The sequence below is a fragment of the Vibrio sp. 11986-1-5 genome, assembly GCF_963878025.1.
Classification (GTDB): domain Bacteria; phylum Pseudomonadota; class Gammaproteobacteria; order Enterobacterales; family Vibrionaceae; genus Vibrio; species Vibrio injensis.
The window spans coordinates 351,126-368,980 of record NZ_CAWNVW010000011.1 but is presented as its reverse complement, the minus strand read 5'-3'; the positions used below and the strand labels follow the sequence as shown (position 1 = coordinate 368,980).

General features: G+C 43.8%; 15 protein-coding genes. 6 read left to right on the top strand and 9 right to left on the bottom strand.

Features of this window, described 5'->3' with window-relative positions:
- Window positions 1–123: 123 nt before the first annotated feature.
- Window positions 124–864, top strand: coding sequence for a pyruvate formate lyase 1-activating protein (gene pflA, locus AACS00_RS04655; RefSeq protein ID WP_110166647.1), 741 nt, complete (start codon window positions 124–126; stop codon window positions 862–864).
- 275 nt (window positions 865–1,139) lie between these two features.
- Complete coding sequence (locus AACS00_RS04650) at window positions 1,140–1,640, top strand: YfbU family protein (RefSeq protein WP_110166646.1); 501 nt, start codon at window positions 1,140–1,142, stop codon at window positions 1,638–1,640.
- Between the two features lie 118 nt (window positions 1,641–1,758).
- Here AACS00_RS04650 and AACS00_RS04645 read toward each other — a convergent pair whose 3' ends face one another.
- The gene (locus AACS00_RS04645; protein WP_072669690.1) at window positions 1,759–2,514 is read right to left on the bottom strand and encodes a MipA/OmpV family protein; all 756 of its coding nucleotides are present in this window, start codon (window positions 2,512–2,514) and stop codon (window positions 1,759–1,761) included.
- 300 nt (window positions 2,515–2,814) lie between these two features.
- Between AACS00_RS04645 and AACS00_RS04640 the strand changes: the two genes are divergently transcribed.
- From AACS00_RS04640 to AACS00_RS04630, 3 genes are all read left to right on the top strand, one after another.
- Window positions 2,815–4,749, top strand: a complete 1,935-nt coding sequence (locus tag AACS00_RS04640; protein ID WP_004394936.1) for a PrkA family serine protein kinase — start codon at window positions 2,815–2,817, stop codon at window positions 4,747–4,749.
- Between the two features lie 107 nt (window positions 4,750–4,856).
- Window positions 4,857–6,125, top strand: a complete 1,269-nt coding sequence (locus tag AACS00_RS04635; RefSeq protein WP_072669691.1) for a YeaH/YhbH family protein — start codon at window positions 4,857–4,859, stop codon at window positions 6,123–6,125.
- A 12-nt stretch (window positions 6,126–6,137) separates the two neighbouring features.
- Window positions 6,138–7,670 (top strand): SpoVR family protein, encoded by a 1,533-nt coding sequence (locus AACS00_RS04630; RefSeq protein ID WP_072669692.1) that lies wholly within the window; start codon window positions 6,138–6,140, stop codon window positions 7,668–7,670.
- 268 nt (window positions 7,671–7,938) lie between these two features.
- On the opposite strand, the gene kdsB is transcribed toward AACS00_RS04630, so the two are convergent.
- From kdsB to AACS00_RS04605, 5 genes are read right to left on the bottom strand one after another with little or no spacing between them, the layout of a single operon-like run.
- Complete coding sequence (gene kdsB, locus AACS00_RS04625; RefSeq protein WP_110166645.1) at window positions 7,939–8,685, bottom strand: 3-deoxy-manno-octulosonate cytidylyltransferase; 747 nt, start codon at window positions 8,683–8,685, stop codon at window positions 7,939–7,941.
- Window positions 8,685–8,864, bottom strand: a complete 180-nt coding sequence (locus AACS00_RS04620) for a Trm112 family protein (RefSeq protein WP_072669694.1) — start codon at window positions 8,862–8,864, stop codon at window positions 8,685–8,687. The genes kdsB and AACS00_RS04620 overlap by 1 nt, the downstream gene beginning before the upstream one ends.
- Window positions 8,845–9,852, bottom strand: a complete 1,008-nt coding sequence (gene lpxK, locus AACS00_RS04615) for a tetraacyldisaccharide 4'-kinase (RefSeq protein WP_110166644.1) — start codon at window positions 9,850–9,852, stop codon at window positions 8,845–8,847. The genes AACS00_RS04620 and lpxK overlap by 20 nt, the downstream gene beginning before the upstream one ends.
- Before the next feature lie 3 nt (window positions 9,853–9,855).
- The gene (gene msbA / locus AACS00_RS04610; RefSeq protein WP_110166643.1) at window positions 9,856–11,607 is read right to left on the bottom strand and encodes a lipid A ABC transporter ATP-binding protein/permease MsbA; all 1,752 of its coding nucleotides are present in this window, start codon (window positions 11,605–11,607) and stop codon (window positions 9,856–9,858) included.
- Window positions 11,608–11,638: 31 nt separating this feature from the next.
- Entirely contained in the window at window positions 11,639–13,882 is a 2,244-nt protein-coding gene (locus AACS00_RS04605; protein WP_110166642.1) for a DNA internalization-related competence protein ComEC/Rec2, read from the bottom strand.
- Between the two features lie 8 nt (window positions 13,883–13,890).
- On the opposite strand from AACS00_RS04605, the gene AACS00_RS04600 reads away from it, so the two are divergent.
- Window positions 13,891–14,412 carry a DUF2062 domain-containing protein gene (locus tag AACS00_RS04600; RefSeq protein ID WP_110166641.1) on the top strand — a complete coding sequence of 174 codons (522 nt, stop codon included), beginning with the start codon at window positions 13,891–13,893 and terminating at the stop codon, window positions 14,410–14,412.
- 147 nt (window positions 14,413–14,559) lie between these two features.
- Here AACS00_RS04600 and lolE read toward each other — a convergent pair whose 3' ends face one another.
- From lolE to lolC, 3 genes are read right to left on the bottom strand one after another with little or no spacing between them, the layout of a single operon-like run.
- Complete coding sequence (gene lolE / locus AACS00_RS04595; RefSeq protein WP_110166640.1) at window positions 14,560–15,804, bottom strand: lipoprotein-releasing ABC transporter permease subunit LolE; 1,245 nt, start codon at window positions 15,802–15,804, stop codon at window positions 14,560–14,562.
- A complete protein-coding gene (gene lolD / locus AACS00_RS04590) occupies window positions 15,804–16,490 on the bottom strand; it encodes a lipoprotein-releasing ABC transporter ATP-binding protein LolD (protein ID WP_072669700.1) in 687 nt (228 codons plus the stop codon). The genes lolE and lolD overlap by 1 nt, the downstream gene beginning before the upstream one ends.
- Window positions 16,483–17,691, bottom strand: coding sequence for a lipoprotein-releasing ABC transporter permease subunit LolC (gene lolC / locus AACS00_RS04585; RefSeq protein ID WP_181397459.1), 1,209 nt, complete (start codon window positions 17,689–17,691; stop codon window positions 16,483–16,485). The genes lolD and lolC overlap by 8 nt, the downstream gene beginning before the upstream one ends.
- Between the last annotated feature and the right edge of the window lie 164 nt (window positions 17,692–17,855).

Sequence of the window (17,855 nt, the reverse complement as noted above, 5' to 3'; positions counted from 1 at the left end):
CTTTAACACCGTATCATCAGTACAAAACTCATCCAATAGCAGCTAACTTATCCGAAGAAGTCCTATTTAAACCCTACCTTTTGTAATAAAATAGTCGGTAAATTCAGCAAATGAGAGCAACTTATGTCTACTACTGGTCGTATCCATTCATTTGAGTCTTGCGGTACAGTTGATGGCCCCGGTATTCGATTTATCCTCTTTCTGCAAGGTTGCTTATTTCGTTGTAAGTATTGTCACAACCGCGACACTTGGGATACTCATTCAGGTAAAGAGGTCTCTGTAGAAGAGATCATCAAAGAAGCGAAATCTTATCGACATTTTATGAATGCCTCTGGCGGTGGGATCACCTGCTCCGGTGGTGAATCTATGTTGCAACCTGAATTTGTCCGTGATGTCTTCCGTGCGGCTAAAGCCGAAGGAATCCATACTTGCCTTGATACCAACGGATATATCCGCAAATACACCCCAGTGATTGATGAAGTATTGGATGTCACTGATTTAGTGTTACTGGATATTAAACAAATCAAAGATGATGTCCATCAAGACTTAATCGGAGTATCCAATAAACGTACGTTAGATTTTGCACGCTACCTACATACGATTGGCAAAGCGACTTGGCTACGTTATGTCGTTGTGCCCGGTTATACTGACGATGAAGAATCCGCCCATTTACTCGGACAATTTATTCAAGACATGGATAACATTGAAAAAATTGAGTTATTGCCTTACCACAAATTAGGCGCTCATAAATGGGAAGCGATGGGAGAAACTTATCCTTTAGAAGGTGTCAATCCGCCAAGTAAAGAAACCATGGATAAGATTGTTGATATTCTAAAGCAATATCATCACAACGTAAAATACTAGGCTTCCCTTCTACAAATCCAACACCAGCACATGGCTGGTGTTTTGCTTTTTATTTCCCCAGCTCGTATATCGACTCTCCTGCCCAGTACCTAACGACTGAGAAATAAACGTGCTAGAATTGTCGATAATTTACTCGGTTAAGATTAAATCTGTGTTGAGATCATGTTTCACAATCCCCCATTGCTGTTAACCTAATCTTAAGCAAATTTATCCCCAAAATACTTGGCAGTTCAGGTAGGAAGGGAATACCAACATCGATTACAGTGAGGTCAATAATGGAAATGACTAATGCACAACGTCTGATCCTATCAAATCAATACGTTTTAATGTCCCAGCTTGATCCGGCCAACGCCGAGCAATATAAACGGCTACAAACAATTATTGAACGAGGTTATGAGTTACAAATGACCGAACTCAATAAAGAATTTGGTGCAATTTCTGAAGCACAATGCCGAGAAGTAATCGATGTCATGGAAATGTATCATGCCATGCAAGAGTCATACAAAATGCTCGATAGCAAATTGAGTAATGACGTTGATGCTCGCCGCTTAAATTTTCTTGGTTATGATAGTGCCTCTGAAGCTCAACTGGTCAACTACGTGCGTTTTCTAATCAATACTGAAGGTTTATATCCGCAATTTGAACGTGGTGAGCATCACTTCAATAGCCAAGTAGCTATGGGTGAAAAATACCGACGCATGTTGACCACATGGCGAAATTGCCCAAGGCAATATCACTTATCAGCTAACGAACTCAACAAAATTATTAACGCTTAATCTTTACCACCAGTGCGGAGAGAGTGGATTGAGCTATCTCTGCACTAACCATCGTTGCCGTCAATCACATGACACTGTTCAACATAAATGTGCTCTGAAATAACCGCATTCTTATCAATTAAAATAGATAGACGACACCGAGTGTACTGGCCACTGATGAATCTCGACCAATCACAGGGCTTGACGAGATATCACTATCGAGATTGGTATAGCGAAGACCGCCTGATACTCTAACGTGTTGAGAAACGGACCAATAAACCATCGCGCTAATAAAGTACTGCCCACTCCAGCCAGCATTGTATTGTTCTAAGCCACTGCTCAGCGACTCTTGAGCTGACACACCATAAAAATGGTTATTGAGCTTATCAGAATTATAAGCATAACCCACCGAAGGCGTAATGCCCCAACGTGCAAAACGCAATGGGAAGCGCCAAGCCACTTCCGCATAAACACCATCATGTCGTCCAGCGATATCCGAGCCAATAGTTGCCTCCCATAATCCCACTGCCGTACGGTGCTGATAACTCACTCCCCCTAAAATCGTTGACTTACGTTTATTGAGCTGACGTATCTGTGGGTCATCAGAATCATTAGGCTGTAGTGTGCGAGGATCATAAGCCAATCGCAAGATTAGGTTTTGCTGAGAACGAATCGGCAACAGGCGGTATCCAGCATCAAAACCACGAAAAAATAGATGCTCGCCTTCGTAACCAATTATTGGTATCACGGTACGGTTGGAAGGCGTATCTTTATAAACGGCGGGCGAATAGGCAGCAGCAGCACCCACTGACCATTGAGATATCTCAGCGTTAACGTACCAAGGTGTAAATAGCATCGTTAACCCGCTAATGGTTTTCACTATCGAATCTCTCATTCCTCACCTATTTTATCGATTATGTTGCAAAGATAACCATCATAGAAGTTCCCCTTAAGAGAAACAATCTTTGTTGTTCAATCACTTTTCACCACTTTGCTCTGTTGGTAAGAATAAGATTGATAGCAACAATTCATCAGCACAATACCTCTTGGCCAGAGACGTAATTTACGTCACGATTTGTAAATAAATACATAATCTTTAAGCAAAATCATCAATTGCGATCTAGGCTTAACGTATTAGGGATTTGTGTGTTTAAGCGGTTGTATGTCGAAGAGACATTTTTAGAGGGGAACTACCATGAGTATTTTTAACCACTTTCAGGCACGCTATGAAGCAGCCAAGGATGAAGAGATATCGATTCAAACGTTTTTGGATCTCTGTAAGGAAGACAAAAGCGCTTATGCAAACGCGGCAGAACGCTTACTGCTCGCCATTGGCCAACCTGAATTGGTCGACACTGGCAAAGATCCTCGTTTGAGTCGGCTCTTTTCTAACCGAGTCATTTCTCGTTATAAACCGTTCCAAGACTTCTACGGCATGGAAGAAGCGATTGAGCAAATTGTTTCTTATCTTAAGCATGCAGCGCAAGGCTTAGAAGAACGTAAACAAATTCTTTATTTACTCGGTCCTGTCGGTGGTGGTAAGTCATCGATTGCTGAAAAGCTAAAGGCCTTGATGCAGCAATGTCCCATCTACGTATTATCAGCAAATGGTCAACGTAGTCCGGTTAATGATCACCCATTTTGCTTATTTGATGTCAATGAAGACGGTGACTTGCTTAAACAAGAATACGGTATTGAAAAACGCTATTTGCGTTCCATCATGTCACCTTGGGCAGCAAAACGTCTGCATGAGTTTGGCGGTGATATCACGAAGTTTAAAGTCGTTAAAGTACGACCTTCTATATTGGACCAAATTGCGATTGCCAAAACAGAACCGGGCGATGAAAATAACCAAGATATCTCATCGCTGGTCGGTAAAGTGGATATCCGTAAGCTAGAGCACTATTCACAAGATGATCCCGATGCCTACAGCTACTCTGGGGCACTCTGTCGAGCCAACCAAGGGTTGATGGAATTCGTCGAAATGTTTAAAGCGCCAATCAAGGTGCTTCACCCGCTACTTACTGCAACTCAGGAAGGCAACTACAACGGAACCGAAGGGCTTTCTGCACTACCTTTTGACGGTATGATTCTCGCTCACTCCAACGAGTCCGAGTGGCAAACGTTCCGTAATAATAAAAATAATGAAGCGTTCTTAGATCGGGTTTATATCGTTAAGGTACCTTATTGTCTGCGCGTCTCTGAAGAGGTCAAAATATACGAGAAACTACTTGAGCACAGTGAACTGACCAAAGCACCACGTGCACCAAGTACGCTTGAATTACTTGCCCAATTTAGTGTGTTATCGCGATTAAAAGTGCCAGAAAACTCGTCCATTTTCTCTAAGATGCGCGTTTATGATGGTGAAACGCTGAAAGATACTGATCCGAAAGCGAAAAGCTATCAAGAATACCGTGATTACGCTGGCGTTGATGAAGGCATGTCCGGTCTCTCGACTCGTTTTGCCTTTAAAATACTCTCACGAGTATTCAACTTTGACCAATCAGAAGTCGCTGCAAACCCCGTACACCTGTTTTATGTTATCGAACAACAGATTGAACGCGAACAATTTCCACAAGAAGTTGCCGAGCGTTACCTAGAGTTTGTCAAAGGCTATCTGGTTCCGCGTTATGTCGAGTTTATCGGCAAAGAAATTCAAACCGCTTATTTAGAATCTTATTCTGAATACGGTCAGAATATTTTTGACCGTTACGTCACTTACGCTGACTTCTGGATTCAAGATCAAGAGTATCGTGATCCAGAAACCGGCCAACTGTTTGATCGCTCAGCCCTTAACAGTGAGCTAGAGAAGATCGAAAAAACGGCCGGGATCAGCAATCCAAAAGATTTCCGTAATGAAATCGTTAACTTTGTACTTCGTGCTCGGGCTAACAATAGTGGTAAAAACCCAGTTTGGACGAGCTATGAAAAACTGCGCACGGTTATTGAGAAAAAAATGTTCTCTAATACTGAAGAATTACTGCCAGTGATCTCTTTCAATGCCAAAACCTCATCGGAAGATCAGAAAAAACACGACGATTTTGTCGCTCGTATGATGGAGAAAGGCTATACCGAGAAACAAGTTCGCTTACTGTCTGAATGGTATTTACGCGTGCGTAAATCCTCTTAGCAAAACCTTGGTTAATCCTCTGACCCAAAGATTCTGGGTCAGAGGCTAACTGGCCAAAGCGTATGAGTAGTTAGAACTCATCGAGTGACGTTTAGAGGGAGAATCTCATGGCGCAATTTATCGACAGAAGGTTGAACGGCAAGAACAAAAGCGCCGTTAATCGGCAGCGCTTCTTACGCCGTTATAAAGAACAAATTAAAGAGTCCGTTGCGGATGCGGTTAATCGCCGCTCCATAACCAATACGGAGTCAGGTGAAGATGTGGCGATTCCTCATCGAGATATTAAAGAACCCATTTTCCATCAAGGAAAAGGCGGTGTTCGCGAACGCGTTCATCCTGGTAATGATCAATACATACGTGGTGACAAAGTAGAGCGTCCAAAAGGCGGTCAAGGTGGTGGTTCAGGCGAAGGTGACGCCAGTCAAGATGGTGAAGGCGAAGACGATTTTGTATTTCAAATATCTAAAGATGAATACTTGGATATCTTGTTCGAAGACTTAGCACTGCCTAACCTGAAAAAAAATCAAGTCAACAAAATTAAAGAGTGGAAAACTCACCGCGCAGGCTTCCAAACCGCCGGTGTTCCCGCCAACATTGCGATTGTCCGCTCCTTACAACAATCGCTTGCCCGACGCACAGCGATGACATCAGGCAAGCGGCGCCTTATGCATGAGCTTGAGCAAGAGCTGGAAAATATTCGCAACTCTGAGCCAGCTCAACTATTGGAAGAGAGACGTTTAAAAGAAGAAATAGACGAACTACGCCGGAAAATAGACCGTGTACCGTTTATCGATACGTTTGATTTACGTTTTAAAAATTATGAAAAACGCCCGATCCCTTCTAGCCAAGCAGTCATGTTTTGCTTAATGGATGTGTCGGGGTCAATGGATCAGCCTACTAAAGATATCGCAAAACGCTTTTATGTCTTGCTCTATCTGTTTTTAACTCGCACCTATGAAAATGTTGAGGTCGTGTTTATTCGCCACCATACCCAAGCCAAAGAAGTGGACGAACACGAGTTTTTCTATTCACAGGAAACCGGCGGAACCATTGTTTCCAGTGCATTAAAATTAATGCATGACATTATTCAACAACGTTACCCTCTCGGTGAGTGGAATATTTATGGCGCACAAGCCTCCGATGGCGACAACTGGGCTGACGATTCGCCTCGCTGTAAAGAGTTACTGGCGAATAAACTCCTACCTGAATGCCAGTATTATGCTTACATCGAAATTACGCGTCGTTCTCATCAAACCTTATGGCATGAGTATGAAAAACTATCTGAAAGCTTTGATCACTTCGCTATGAAAAACATTCGTAGTGTTGAAGATATTTTCCCTGTGTTTAGGGAGCTATTCCATAAGGAAACGGCATAAGGGGATAAGACTATGACAGTCAAAACAGCCACCACGCAAAAGCGTAAGAAAAAAAACAAACGTCTGGCTGATGGTCCAGATTGGACTTTTGATCTTTTGCATCAATACCACCAAGAAATTAAACGTGTTGCCGAACATTATCGTTTAGACACCTACCCCAACCAAATTGAGGTGATCACTTCTGAACAGATGATGGATGCCTATTCCAGTATTGGCATGCCGATCAATTATAACCATTGGTCATTTGGTAAAAAGTTTATTCATACTGAGAAAAACTATAAGCACGGTCAAATGGGGTTAGCCTATGAAATTGTGATTAATTCAGACCCCTGTATTGCTTACTTGATGGAAGAAAATACCGTCACTATGCAGGCTTTGGTCATGGCTCATGCCTGTTACGGACATAACTCCTTCTTTAAAGGCAACTATTTATTTCAAACCTGGACTGACGCCAGTTCTATTATCGATTATCTACTGTTTGCTAAAAACTACTTAGCTAAATGTGAAGAAAAATATGGGGTGACCGAAGTCGAGCAATTATTGGACTCATGCCATGCGTTAATGAACTACGGCGTCGATCGTTATAAGCGACCAGAAAAGATTTCGATTGCTGAAGAAAAAGCACGCCAAGAAGAACGTGAAGCTTATTTACAATCACAGGTGAATGCCTTGTGGCGAACCGTGCCTAAGAAAGCCAAAGAAGCCGAGTTGCAACGACGTTTTCCTTCTGAACCACAAGAAAATATTTTGTATTTCATTGAAAAACATGCGCCCCTTCTAGAGTCTTGGCAACGTGAAGTCGTGCGTATCGTGCGTAAAATCAGCCAATATTTTTACCCACAAAAACAAACGCAAGTCATGAATGAAGGTTGGGCCACTTTCTGGCATTACACAATTCTGAATCATCTTTACGATGAAGGGTTATTGTCCGATAAGTTTATGCTCGAATTTTTACATAGCCACAGTAGTGTAGTGATGCAGCCTGCGTATAACAGCCGTTACTACAGTGGTATTAACCCGTACGCGCTTGGGTTTGCGATGTTTCGAGACATAAAGCGCATTTGTGAAGAGCCAACGGATGAAGATAGACACTGGTTCCCTGAATTAGTCGATACCAATTGGCTGGATGCCGTACACTTCGCAATGCGCAACTTTAAAGACGAGAGCTTTATTAGCCAATATTTGTCACCAAAGCTTATCCGTGACTTTAAATTATTCGCCATTTCTGATGATGATCATAAAAACTTCATTGAAATTAGTGCGATTCATGATGAGTTGGGATATCGCCAAATTCGTGAAAAGCTCGCGGCACAATATAACTTGAGTAATTTAGAACCCAACATTCAAGTTTACAATGTAGACGTTCGTGGAGATCGTTCATTAACACTGCAATATGTGCCTCATGATCGAATTCCACTCGATCCAAGCTACGATGAGGTGCTCAAACATTTACATCGTCTATGGGGTTTTGAAGTCAAATTAGAAGAACGTAAAGACAACGGTAAACACGAGCTGCTTGCCACTTGTCCAAAGAAAAACGATTAATATTCCGCTGAATAGAACGTTAAACGGAGTATCCATAAATAAGCCCCATCAACCAATGGGGCTTACTATTTTACAAGGCTGAGCTATCTCAATCTCTTGCTACGATGACTTATACCCTTCCTACTTGAAGCTGCAGTGGTGTTGGCTACGCTCGTTCACCCCAATCACATAGTTTGCCTATGCTCATGGGGATTCACTTACTTGCCGCTTACCTGCAACTCCAAGTTGTTTGGGTATACAATGAGAACAATGTGGTCATGTTCCAACTTTATCCGATGAGCTTACGCACCGCCGCTAAATCCTCAGGTGTATCAACACCAGCTGGCGGCGCTTCGAGCGCAACAGCCACATGAATTTTTTCACCGTACCATAGTACCCGTAGCTGCTCTAAATTTTCGATTTTCTCTAATACACTTGGTGACCAGTGTATGTAGGTATTAATAAACCCTGCTCGATAAGCATAAATGCCAATATGGCGCATTAATGGCTGAGTAATCGCCTTGGGCTCAAGAGCAAAATTATCGCGATCCCATGGAATGCTCGCACGACTAAAATACAACGCATAGCCTTGTTGATCAGTCACCACTTTAACGGCGTTAGGATTGAAAATTTCTTGTGGATCATCAATTTCAACTGCTAAAGTCGCCATTGGTGCTTGGCTTGACGCTAAGTTTTCCGCGACTTGGCGAATAATCACTGGCGGGATGAGGGGTTCGTCTCCTTGTACGTTAACAATGACATGCTCATCGTCAATTCCCATTAAAGCAATCACTTCAGCTAGACGTTCCGTACCAGATTGATGATCCGTTGATGTCATGCATACCGCCCCGCCAAAACTTCGGACCGCATGTTCGACTCGGGTATCATCAGTAGCGACAATCACCCGCTCAGCTCCAGCTTGCAATGCTTGCTCATAGACCCACTGAATCATTGGTTTACCACCAATATCAGCCAACGGTTTGCCCGGCAAACGAGTCGATTGATAACGAGCAGGAATGATGACCGTAAATGACATTAACGCCCCTCATCCATTTTCATACTTCTAGCCTCAGGTTCGAGCAGTACTGGAATGCCTTCCTTTATTGGGTAAGCAAGACGATCTAATTTACAAATCAGTTCCTGATTACCTTTATCGTAAGTTAACTTACCCTTGCATACAGGACAAGCCACAATTTCAAGCAGACGGTGATCCATAATGATCCATAACCTCTTTAATTTTATCTAATATGCGCTGTTGGTCAGAGGGTGAAATCTCAGCCGATACGGGTAAATACCACCAATTTTTCTCTGCAAAAGCCGTACACTTAACGGCGTCTTTCTCCGTCATGATCACATTCTTACCTTGGCTGGATAGCTTGCGTAGTGTCATTGCATCAAACGCTTGATGATCGGCAAACGCATGGGTAAGAATTGGAGAGGCACCTAATTGTTGTAATGTATTAAAAAAACGCGCTGGATGACCAATTCCAGCCCAAGCCACTAAACGGCTCAGGGCCGCAACATCAATGCGCTCTCCGCTGATAACATTAACCGCTAAGCTGGGTTTGAGTGTCATGGCAAGTTCACCCATAACCGGTTCTCCGCCATTATTGATCACAAAATCGACTTGCTGTAAACGTCCGACAGGTTCGCGTAATGGCCCCAACGGAAGCAGTTGTTGGTTACCAAATCGGCGAGCTCCATCAACAACCGCAAATTCGATATCTCGTTCCAACGCATAGTGCTGTAAACCATCATCGGTAACAATAAGATCAACCCCTTGGCTGAGCAATGCTTGAACCGCATGCGCACGTATCGGGTCGACGGCCACAGGAGCACCTGTACGTTGATAAATCAGCTTAGGTTCATCACCACATTCCGCCGGTGAAGTTTGCGCGGTAACCAATAACGGGTATTGAGCCGCCTTACCGCCATAACCTCTTGAAACCACGCCCGGTCGATAGCCTTGACGTTGTAATAGCTCAACGAGCCAAACCACGACGGGAGTTTTACCATTACCACCAGCGGTAATATTACCGACAACGAGCACAGGCACTGGGGCTCGGTAACGCGCTTTTTTACCCGACAAGAAGGCCTGTCGACGACGACTGCTAATCAGATAAAACAATCGACTTAAAGGCCACAACAGTGGCCAAAGCAAAAAATAGAGCGGATGGCGTCCAAACCATAATTTGTCTATCACGGGTTAATCGCCAAACTGAATACGGTGCAATTGCGCATACGCACCATTTTGTTTAATGAGATCGGCATGATTTCCGCGCTCAATGATCTCACCTTCATCAACCACTAAAATTTGATCAGCTTGTTCAATCGTTGAAAGGCGATGAGCAATCACTAACACGGTTTTATTTTTCTGTAATTCCTCAAGCGCGGCTTGAATCGCTCTTTCCGACTCAGTATCTAATGCAGAAGTCGCTTCATCTAAAATGAGCACAGGGGCATCACGTAACAGAGCGCGAGCAATCGCAATACGCTGACGTTGGCCACCAGAAAGGCTAGCACCATTTTCTCCAATAACCGTATCTAGACCTTGTGGTAAATGCTGTATAAAGTCCATCGCATGAGCTAAGCGAGCAGCCTCCTCTATTTGCTCTCGGCTATATTGCTCTTGTGCCGCGTAAGCGATGTTATTGGCTATAGTGTCGTTAAATAAATGAACATTTTGTGAAACTAAAGCGAAATGTTGTCGCAAATTACTTAGCTTATAATCACGAATATCGTGGTCATCAAGGTAGATGGCACCAGAATCGACATCATAAAAACGGGTAAATAAATTAGCAATGGTTGATTTGCCCGAACCAGAACGTCCGACGAGGGCAACGGTTTTACCTTGAGGAATGGTAAAACTCACATGCGATAATGCGGGCTTTTCTTTACCTTGATAAGTGAAAGAGACATCTTTTACGGCAACATCACCACGCACTTTATCTGTCACAAACTTACCGTTATCACGTTCTGTTTCAAGATCCATTAAAGCAAATAACGTTTGTGTTGCCGCCATCCCTCTTTGAAACTCTGACGTTACATTCGTTAGCGCTTTTAAAGGACGCATCAGACCAAACATTGCAGTAAAAATAGCGGCAAAAGAACCAGCTGTAAGCTCAGCTCGAATGCTATCAATGCTCGCTAAAAACAAAACAGCAACAAGAGCAAGAGAAGCGATTAATTGAATAACCGGATCAGCCACCGCTTGAGCAGAGACCAATTTCATGGTCTGCTGACGCATTTGATTGCTGACTTTATCAAAACGTTTATTCTCAACCTCTTGACCGCCATAACTTAAAACGACTTTGTGGCCCTTAAGCATCTGTTCTGCAGACGAAGTGACATGTCCCATGGTCGTTTGCATATTTTTGGAGATTTTCCGAAAACGTTTTGATACTACTCGGATAGCAATAGCAACTACTGGAGCAACAACCAATAAAACCAGAGAAAGCTGCCAACTATACCAAAACATTAAAGCCAATAGCCCAACAATACTTGCCCCTTCTCGAACAATACTGACCATCGCTCGGCTCGTGGCCCCCGCGACTTGTTCAGAATCGTAAGTGATCCGAGATAATAATCTACCTGTAGACTCACGATCAAAAAAACTCACTGGCATATGCATAAACTGATCAAAAATCCGCCTACGCATCAACATCACAACATTACCAGACACCCAACTTAGACAATATGTAGAAATAAAACCACTACAACCGCGGATAAACATGACAGCTAAAATAATAAAAGGTAATACTCGCAAAAAACCAGAGTCACTATCGCCAAACCCACTTTCATCAAGTAATGGTTTGATAAGAGATATCATGTAAGTATCTGAGAGAGCGTTGATCACTAAAGCAATCGTTGCTAGAACCAACCCTGCTTTATAAAGACGAATATAAGTCCAAAGACGCTTAAAGGTTTGCCAAGTTGTTTCATCAGAATTGAGTGACATAAAGCTGCTTTATCGATATTAAAAATTAGCTTCATTCTACCTCTTTACGTAGCATCTGCCTATACCAAGGCGTGATTCGACCTTCTCGTAAAGTTAAAATCTGACGATGAGGTCCATGATAACGGAGTGTTATTTGTCCAGCTTCTCCTGTATCAAGCCATGGAACGTCTAAAGATTGATAACGTGCCACAACGTCTGGGTGAGGTAATCGCCATCGATGACCTTTCGCCAATGAAGCAATCGCCAACTGTGGATTGACCTTTTCTATAAACGCTTGTGTAGAGGAAGTTTGACTTCCATGATGAGGAACCACTAACACATCACTATCTAATAACGCGTCCCGACTGAGTAACCACTCACCAATCGCCGTCACATCACCCGTCAATAACATACTATGCCCATACTGCTGATCAACCATACGAACCACACAAGAATGAGGGTTATCAGCGCGCTCAACTAAACGAGGTGGCCACACGACTTCAAAAGTCAATTCTTGCCATTGCCAGAATTCACCTTGAATACACGGAGAGAAATGTTCATTGTGGTAACTAGCGCGAATCCAAGCTGGTTTCAGCCGAGATTGAATATCGACAACACCTCCCGCATGATCATTATCACTATGGCTAATGATCAGCCCATCAACAGCATTTAATCCGCCACGCCGAGTTAATAACGGAATAATCAGTGATGTCGCCACACTGCCTTCATGCCAACTGCTCCCCGTATCGTATAAAACATAACGTCCGTTACGTTCAATGACCATCGCTAAGCCATGTCCAACATCCAACATATCCACTTGCCAGTAAGCCTTCGGTTGTATCGTTAACCAAGTAGCGCTAAAAAGTAACCCAATCGCAATAAGAGATCGCGCTGTCAACAGTGGCCGTAACATCATCACTAAAAATAAGGCCAACAAACCATATTGCCACGCTTGATTAACGGATAACCAACCGTGTTCAGCAAAACGTAACGACCAGCTAAAGGGCATTAAAGCAGTATCAACCCAAGTCCAAAGCCACTGGATATGATCGGCTATCAACGCATTAGCACACAATACGATGAACAGTAGGGGGACCACCACAAAGCTGAACCAAGGAATAAACACAAGATTGTAAAGCGCGGAATAAAGGCTAATGCCAGAAAAGAAGTAAGCCGTCACCGGAGCCATTAGCATCACTAACAATAGATGACCAGTAAGCACTTTCTTCCATAGCGACCATCGGCTATCGATGACGGAGACTTGGTAAATGACAAAGCTGACTGCTAAAAAAGACAACCAAAAACTCGTGCTTAATGAAGCGAAGGGATCCAAGGCCAATACCGCAGCTAACGTTAATAATAGCCGCTGAATAGCTGTCACTCGAACATTGAACATGACTAAAAGGATATTCAACCAACACATCATCAATGCTCGCTGAGTCGGTAGCGTAAAACCTGCCAGCCAAGCATAACCAAGCGCAAACAATCCACCGCAAATAAAAGGCAGCCATAAGCCTTTTATCAAAAGACGGCTACCCATGCCACCTGACAAATAGCCGAATCCAAATGCCATACCGATATGTAACCCTGAAATCGCAGTAAGATGGATTAAACCGCTATTGCGTAATCCTAACCACTGCTGTTCAGTAATCCCACCACGCTCACCAAAAGTGAGGGCTAAAATAAAGCCTTGAACCGCACTAGATCGCGTTCGTTGTTCAATCTGTTGAAAAAATATCGCCCTGAGGCTAGAACTTGGAATGATTTGGTGAGGGGTATGAGGACGAACGTTCGCCTGTGCTATCCAGCCTTGACTCAGAAAAAACGCCTCTTGATCAAATCCGACTTCATTCAATCGTCCATAAATTGGCTTTACCTGGACCACAAATTGAGCGTGGTCACCCAATTGTAAAGCAATCGGGGAATTTAAACGTACCGTAGGAGACAGAAATCGGGGTAAAGATTGACCATTAATTGATCTCACCACAAAAGAGCCGCTAAAACCGTAACGATTTGCAGTAAAAAAGCTGTCAGCGACACCTTTTATGGTAATATCTGTGGCAAATTGTAAGATATTATTGGACTGTGCAGTTACTTTATTTCCGTGTGTTATTATCAACACTAAGGCCAGTGCAATTCCGATGCATCCCCTGCCTCGGCGTGTCACGAGACTCATCATCAATACAACAACAATGCCAATGATAATCGGCCATTTGGGCATCCAAGGCCAAAATGGGGCAGAGAGTATCGTTAACGAGAACGAAGCCAGCGTCCAGTAATTCGATAAGAGAGCCATGTTTCCTTATGCCAAGAAAGTTTATTAAACGTTTTATGCCTGATCACGCTGTTATTAAGCGTCAAAAGGCATTACAAATTTTTGGCTCCGTCCTCTATAACCCGAATCTATGGTGTTTAAATAGACGCTCTGCTGCTGGTGCATTTGCAGTCGGTTTATTTATGGCCTTTGTGCCGCTACCTAGCCAAATGATCATGTCTGCTGGCGTGGCCATTATTTGTGGCGTGAACTTACCTCTTGCCGTTGCTTTGGTATGGATCACTAACCCGATCACTATGCCATTTATCTTTTATTTCTCTTATAAAGTCGGCGCTTGGTTAATGAATACTCCTCCACAGCCCTTTCATTTTGAATTAACGTGGGAATTCCTTCACCATCAAATGCATACTATTGGTCCACCGTTTTTGTTGGGCAGTTTAGTCTGTGGTATTGTCGCAGGCCTATTAGGCTACTTTGGTATTCGGGGTTTATGGCGCTATTCTGTTGTGCGCAGCTGGCAAAAGCGTCGCGTTACCAATACGATAAAATAAACCATATTGATTTTGTTCGTGACTGTGCAGCTTTAGCGAATCATCGTGCGAGTGACACAACATTTTTCTGAGTAACCAGCAGTATACAAAAGATGAAAAAGGACCATTAGGTCCTTTTTCTTTTTATTAACGAAGGGAATAACGGGGTTATTTACTGCTTAGAACCGCAGCAGGATGCAAACGGCTGGCGCGAGAGGCTGGATACCAAGTCGCCAGTAAACTCAAAATAATCGCGGTACTTGAAACCAGCAGGACATCTGACCACTCAAGCTGAGAAGGCAAGAAATCGACAAAATAAATATCCCCTGAAAGAAATTGATGGCCCAATAAAGTTTCTAAACTCTGAATAATCGGCGTTAAATTTAAAGCCATAAACACCCCCACAATGCTACCCACAACGCTACCCATAACACCAGAAAATACGCCTTGCCAAACAAAAATACGTTTAATTAAGCGATCATTAGCCCCCATGGTGCGCAAAATAGCGATCTCTGAGGCACGATCCTTGACTGCCATCATCAGAGTAGAGACGATATTAAAGCTCGCCACTCCAATCACCAGCACCATGACTAAGTACATGATGGTACGAACCATTTCAATATCACGGTACAGAAAGCCATACTTTTGTTGCCAGCTACGTAAATAGACGTACTCTTCTAGCGTATTGCCCACTTCACGAACAATTTGATTGGCTTTGAGAACATTGGCGACTTTAATTGACACCCCCGTGACGTTGTCGTTTAAATTGCTGTATTGCTGAGCGTCTTCTAAAGGCAACAACGCAAGGCTATGATCGATTTGACCGTTTAATTCCAGCAACCCAGCAACCTTTACCCGCACTCTTTTCGGCGCTTGGACTGCCTGCCCAGTATGACTACTTGGGATCAGCAAAGTAATCCAATCCCCCACCGCCGCTTGTAGTTGATCGGCAACACCTTTGCCTAAAATAACTTGCTGTTGAGCAGGAACAAAAGCTTCCCATACTCCAGGGGTAACATAGTCAGCCAGTCGAGATACAGCACGCTCTCTTTGCGTATCCACCCCTCGTACTTCTATGGCTTTTAACTGCGCACCTCGCTCGACCAATGCGGTAAACTTCACGTATGGTGCCGCCGCTTGGACTTGAGGATGCTGAGTCGATTTTTGGACGATATCAGGCCAATGTTCGATTGGCCCACGCACGCCTTCGAATTCACCGTGAGGGATGACCGACAATACACGTTGTTGTAGCTCTCTCTCAAAGCCATTCATCGCCGACAAACCAATAATAATCACTGCAACCCCTACAGCGATGCCTAATGTCGAAGATAAAGAGATAAACGACACCAGCTTATTCCGCTGTTTAGCTCGGCTAAAACGCGCGCCTATTACTAGCGCCAAATCAGCAAACATTATGCCTCCGCAACGTTAAGCAATAGGCCATCTTGCATATGCAGTTGTCGATCCATCTTCGCTGCCAATTCGCCATCATGAGTCACCACTAAAAAAGCCGTATTAAACTCACGATTTAATTCACGCATCAGATCATAAATAGCCAGTGCCGTAGTATGATCCAAATTGCCAGTGGGCTCATCAGCCAGCACTAAGTCTGGTTGATTGACTAAGGCTCTAGCAATCGCGACACGCTGCCGTTCTCCGCCCGATAGCTCTGAAGGACGATGTTGCAAACGGTGACTCAGCCCTACTCTCGCCAACAAAGCCTGAGCCGAGCGTTTCGCTTCGCTGACTTTTTTACCGCCAATTAATAGTGGCATCGCGACATTCTCCAACGCCGTAAAATCAGCAAGCAGATGATGAAACTGATACACGAAACCAAGATGTTGATTACGCATCTTGGCCTGTTTATTTGAACTCAGTTGGTGCAATGGCTGACCAAGAAATTCAACATCGCCACTGCTCGCTTCATCCAGCGCACCAAGTATGTGTAATAAAGTACTTTTTCCTGAGCCAGAAGAACCAATGATCGAGACCAGATCACCGCGTTGCATCGAAAAACTCACCCCTTTCAACACTTGAGTCTGCAACTCACCTTCTTGGTAGATTTTATAAAGCTGCTGACAGCGTAAAAGATCATTCATAACGTAAAGCCTCAGCGGGTTTAACTCTAGATGCGCGATAAGAAGGAAATAAAGTGGCTAAAAAACTGAGCAGTATTGCCAACAATACCACCACCACAATTTGTATCGGATTGATCACCACGGGCAACTCCCCGCCTAATGAAAATAAAGCGACGCCTAATGTGCTCATGATATTGTTAAGGTTACTCGCCAGTAGAGCGCCTAATGCCCCACCAACGACCGCTCCAATCACTCCACTGCTCGCGCCTTGCACCATAAAAATGGCCAGAATTTGTTGATCCGTCATACCTTGAGTTTTTAAAATAGCCACTTCCGCCTGCTTTTCCATTACCACCATAATTAGAGCGGCGATAATATTAAACGCAGCTACCCCAACAATCAGTCCCAGCATTAAACCCATGATGTTTTTTTCCATTCTGACTGCTTGAAATAACTCGCCACGCTGTTCACGCCAATCGCTCCAATGCCAACCGTCAGGTAAAGCAGTCGTCGACAACGTTGCCACATCAAAAGGGTCGGCCATAAACAGTCGCCAACCAGAAATCGTATCATCGTCGAAACGTAGTAACCGGCCAGCATCTCGTAAATGAGTGATCATCAGTTGGCTATCAACATCAGAGCCGGTATTAAACAATCCAGCTACCGTGAAATTGCGTTGGCTAGGAATGCGTCCTAACGGAGTAAATTGACTGGCGCGAGTCACCATTAAGCGAACCGTATCGCCAACAGAAACATTGAGATCGCGAGCAAGGCTGTGACCTAAGAAAACACGATAGGAGCCCGGTTGTAGGTCAGTTAGTCGACCAGCTATCAGATAGTCAGCGATCGGGTCCTTCGCTTGCGGAACCACACCGACCAATAACCCCGCCGATAATTGCCACGAGCTTTGCACCACCGCTTCGCTTCTCACAATCGGTTGTGGCGCTTTGTAAGTAGATAAATCACGAACAAAATCTGGGGCTTGTGCTTGCCATTGGGTTTTTTCCTGTGCTTGTCCGATCACCGCTTGTGGTAAAACCCCCAAAATACGATTTTTCAACTGTGATTCAAAACCATTCATCACCGACAATACCGTCACTAAGGCCATCACACCAATCGTGATCCCAGCGGTTGACATATAAGAGACAAACCGACTGAATCGGTCACCTGAACGTCCACGTAAATAGCGTAAACCGATAAATATCGAAATAGGATGAAACATAATACAAACCAAAGCCATAATAGGCCGCTACTGTAACGAGAATCGGTCCAAGGTTGTAGTTTTTCTTTGCCAAATCTTTGTTAAACGCCGTTATCACAACAAAAATGGCGGTAAGATTTGTTTGCCATCACGCTGATTGATTTACAACAAAACCGTCACTTTGC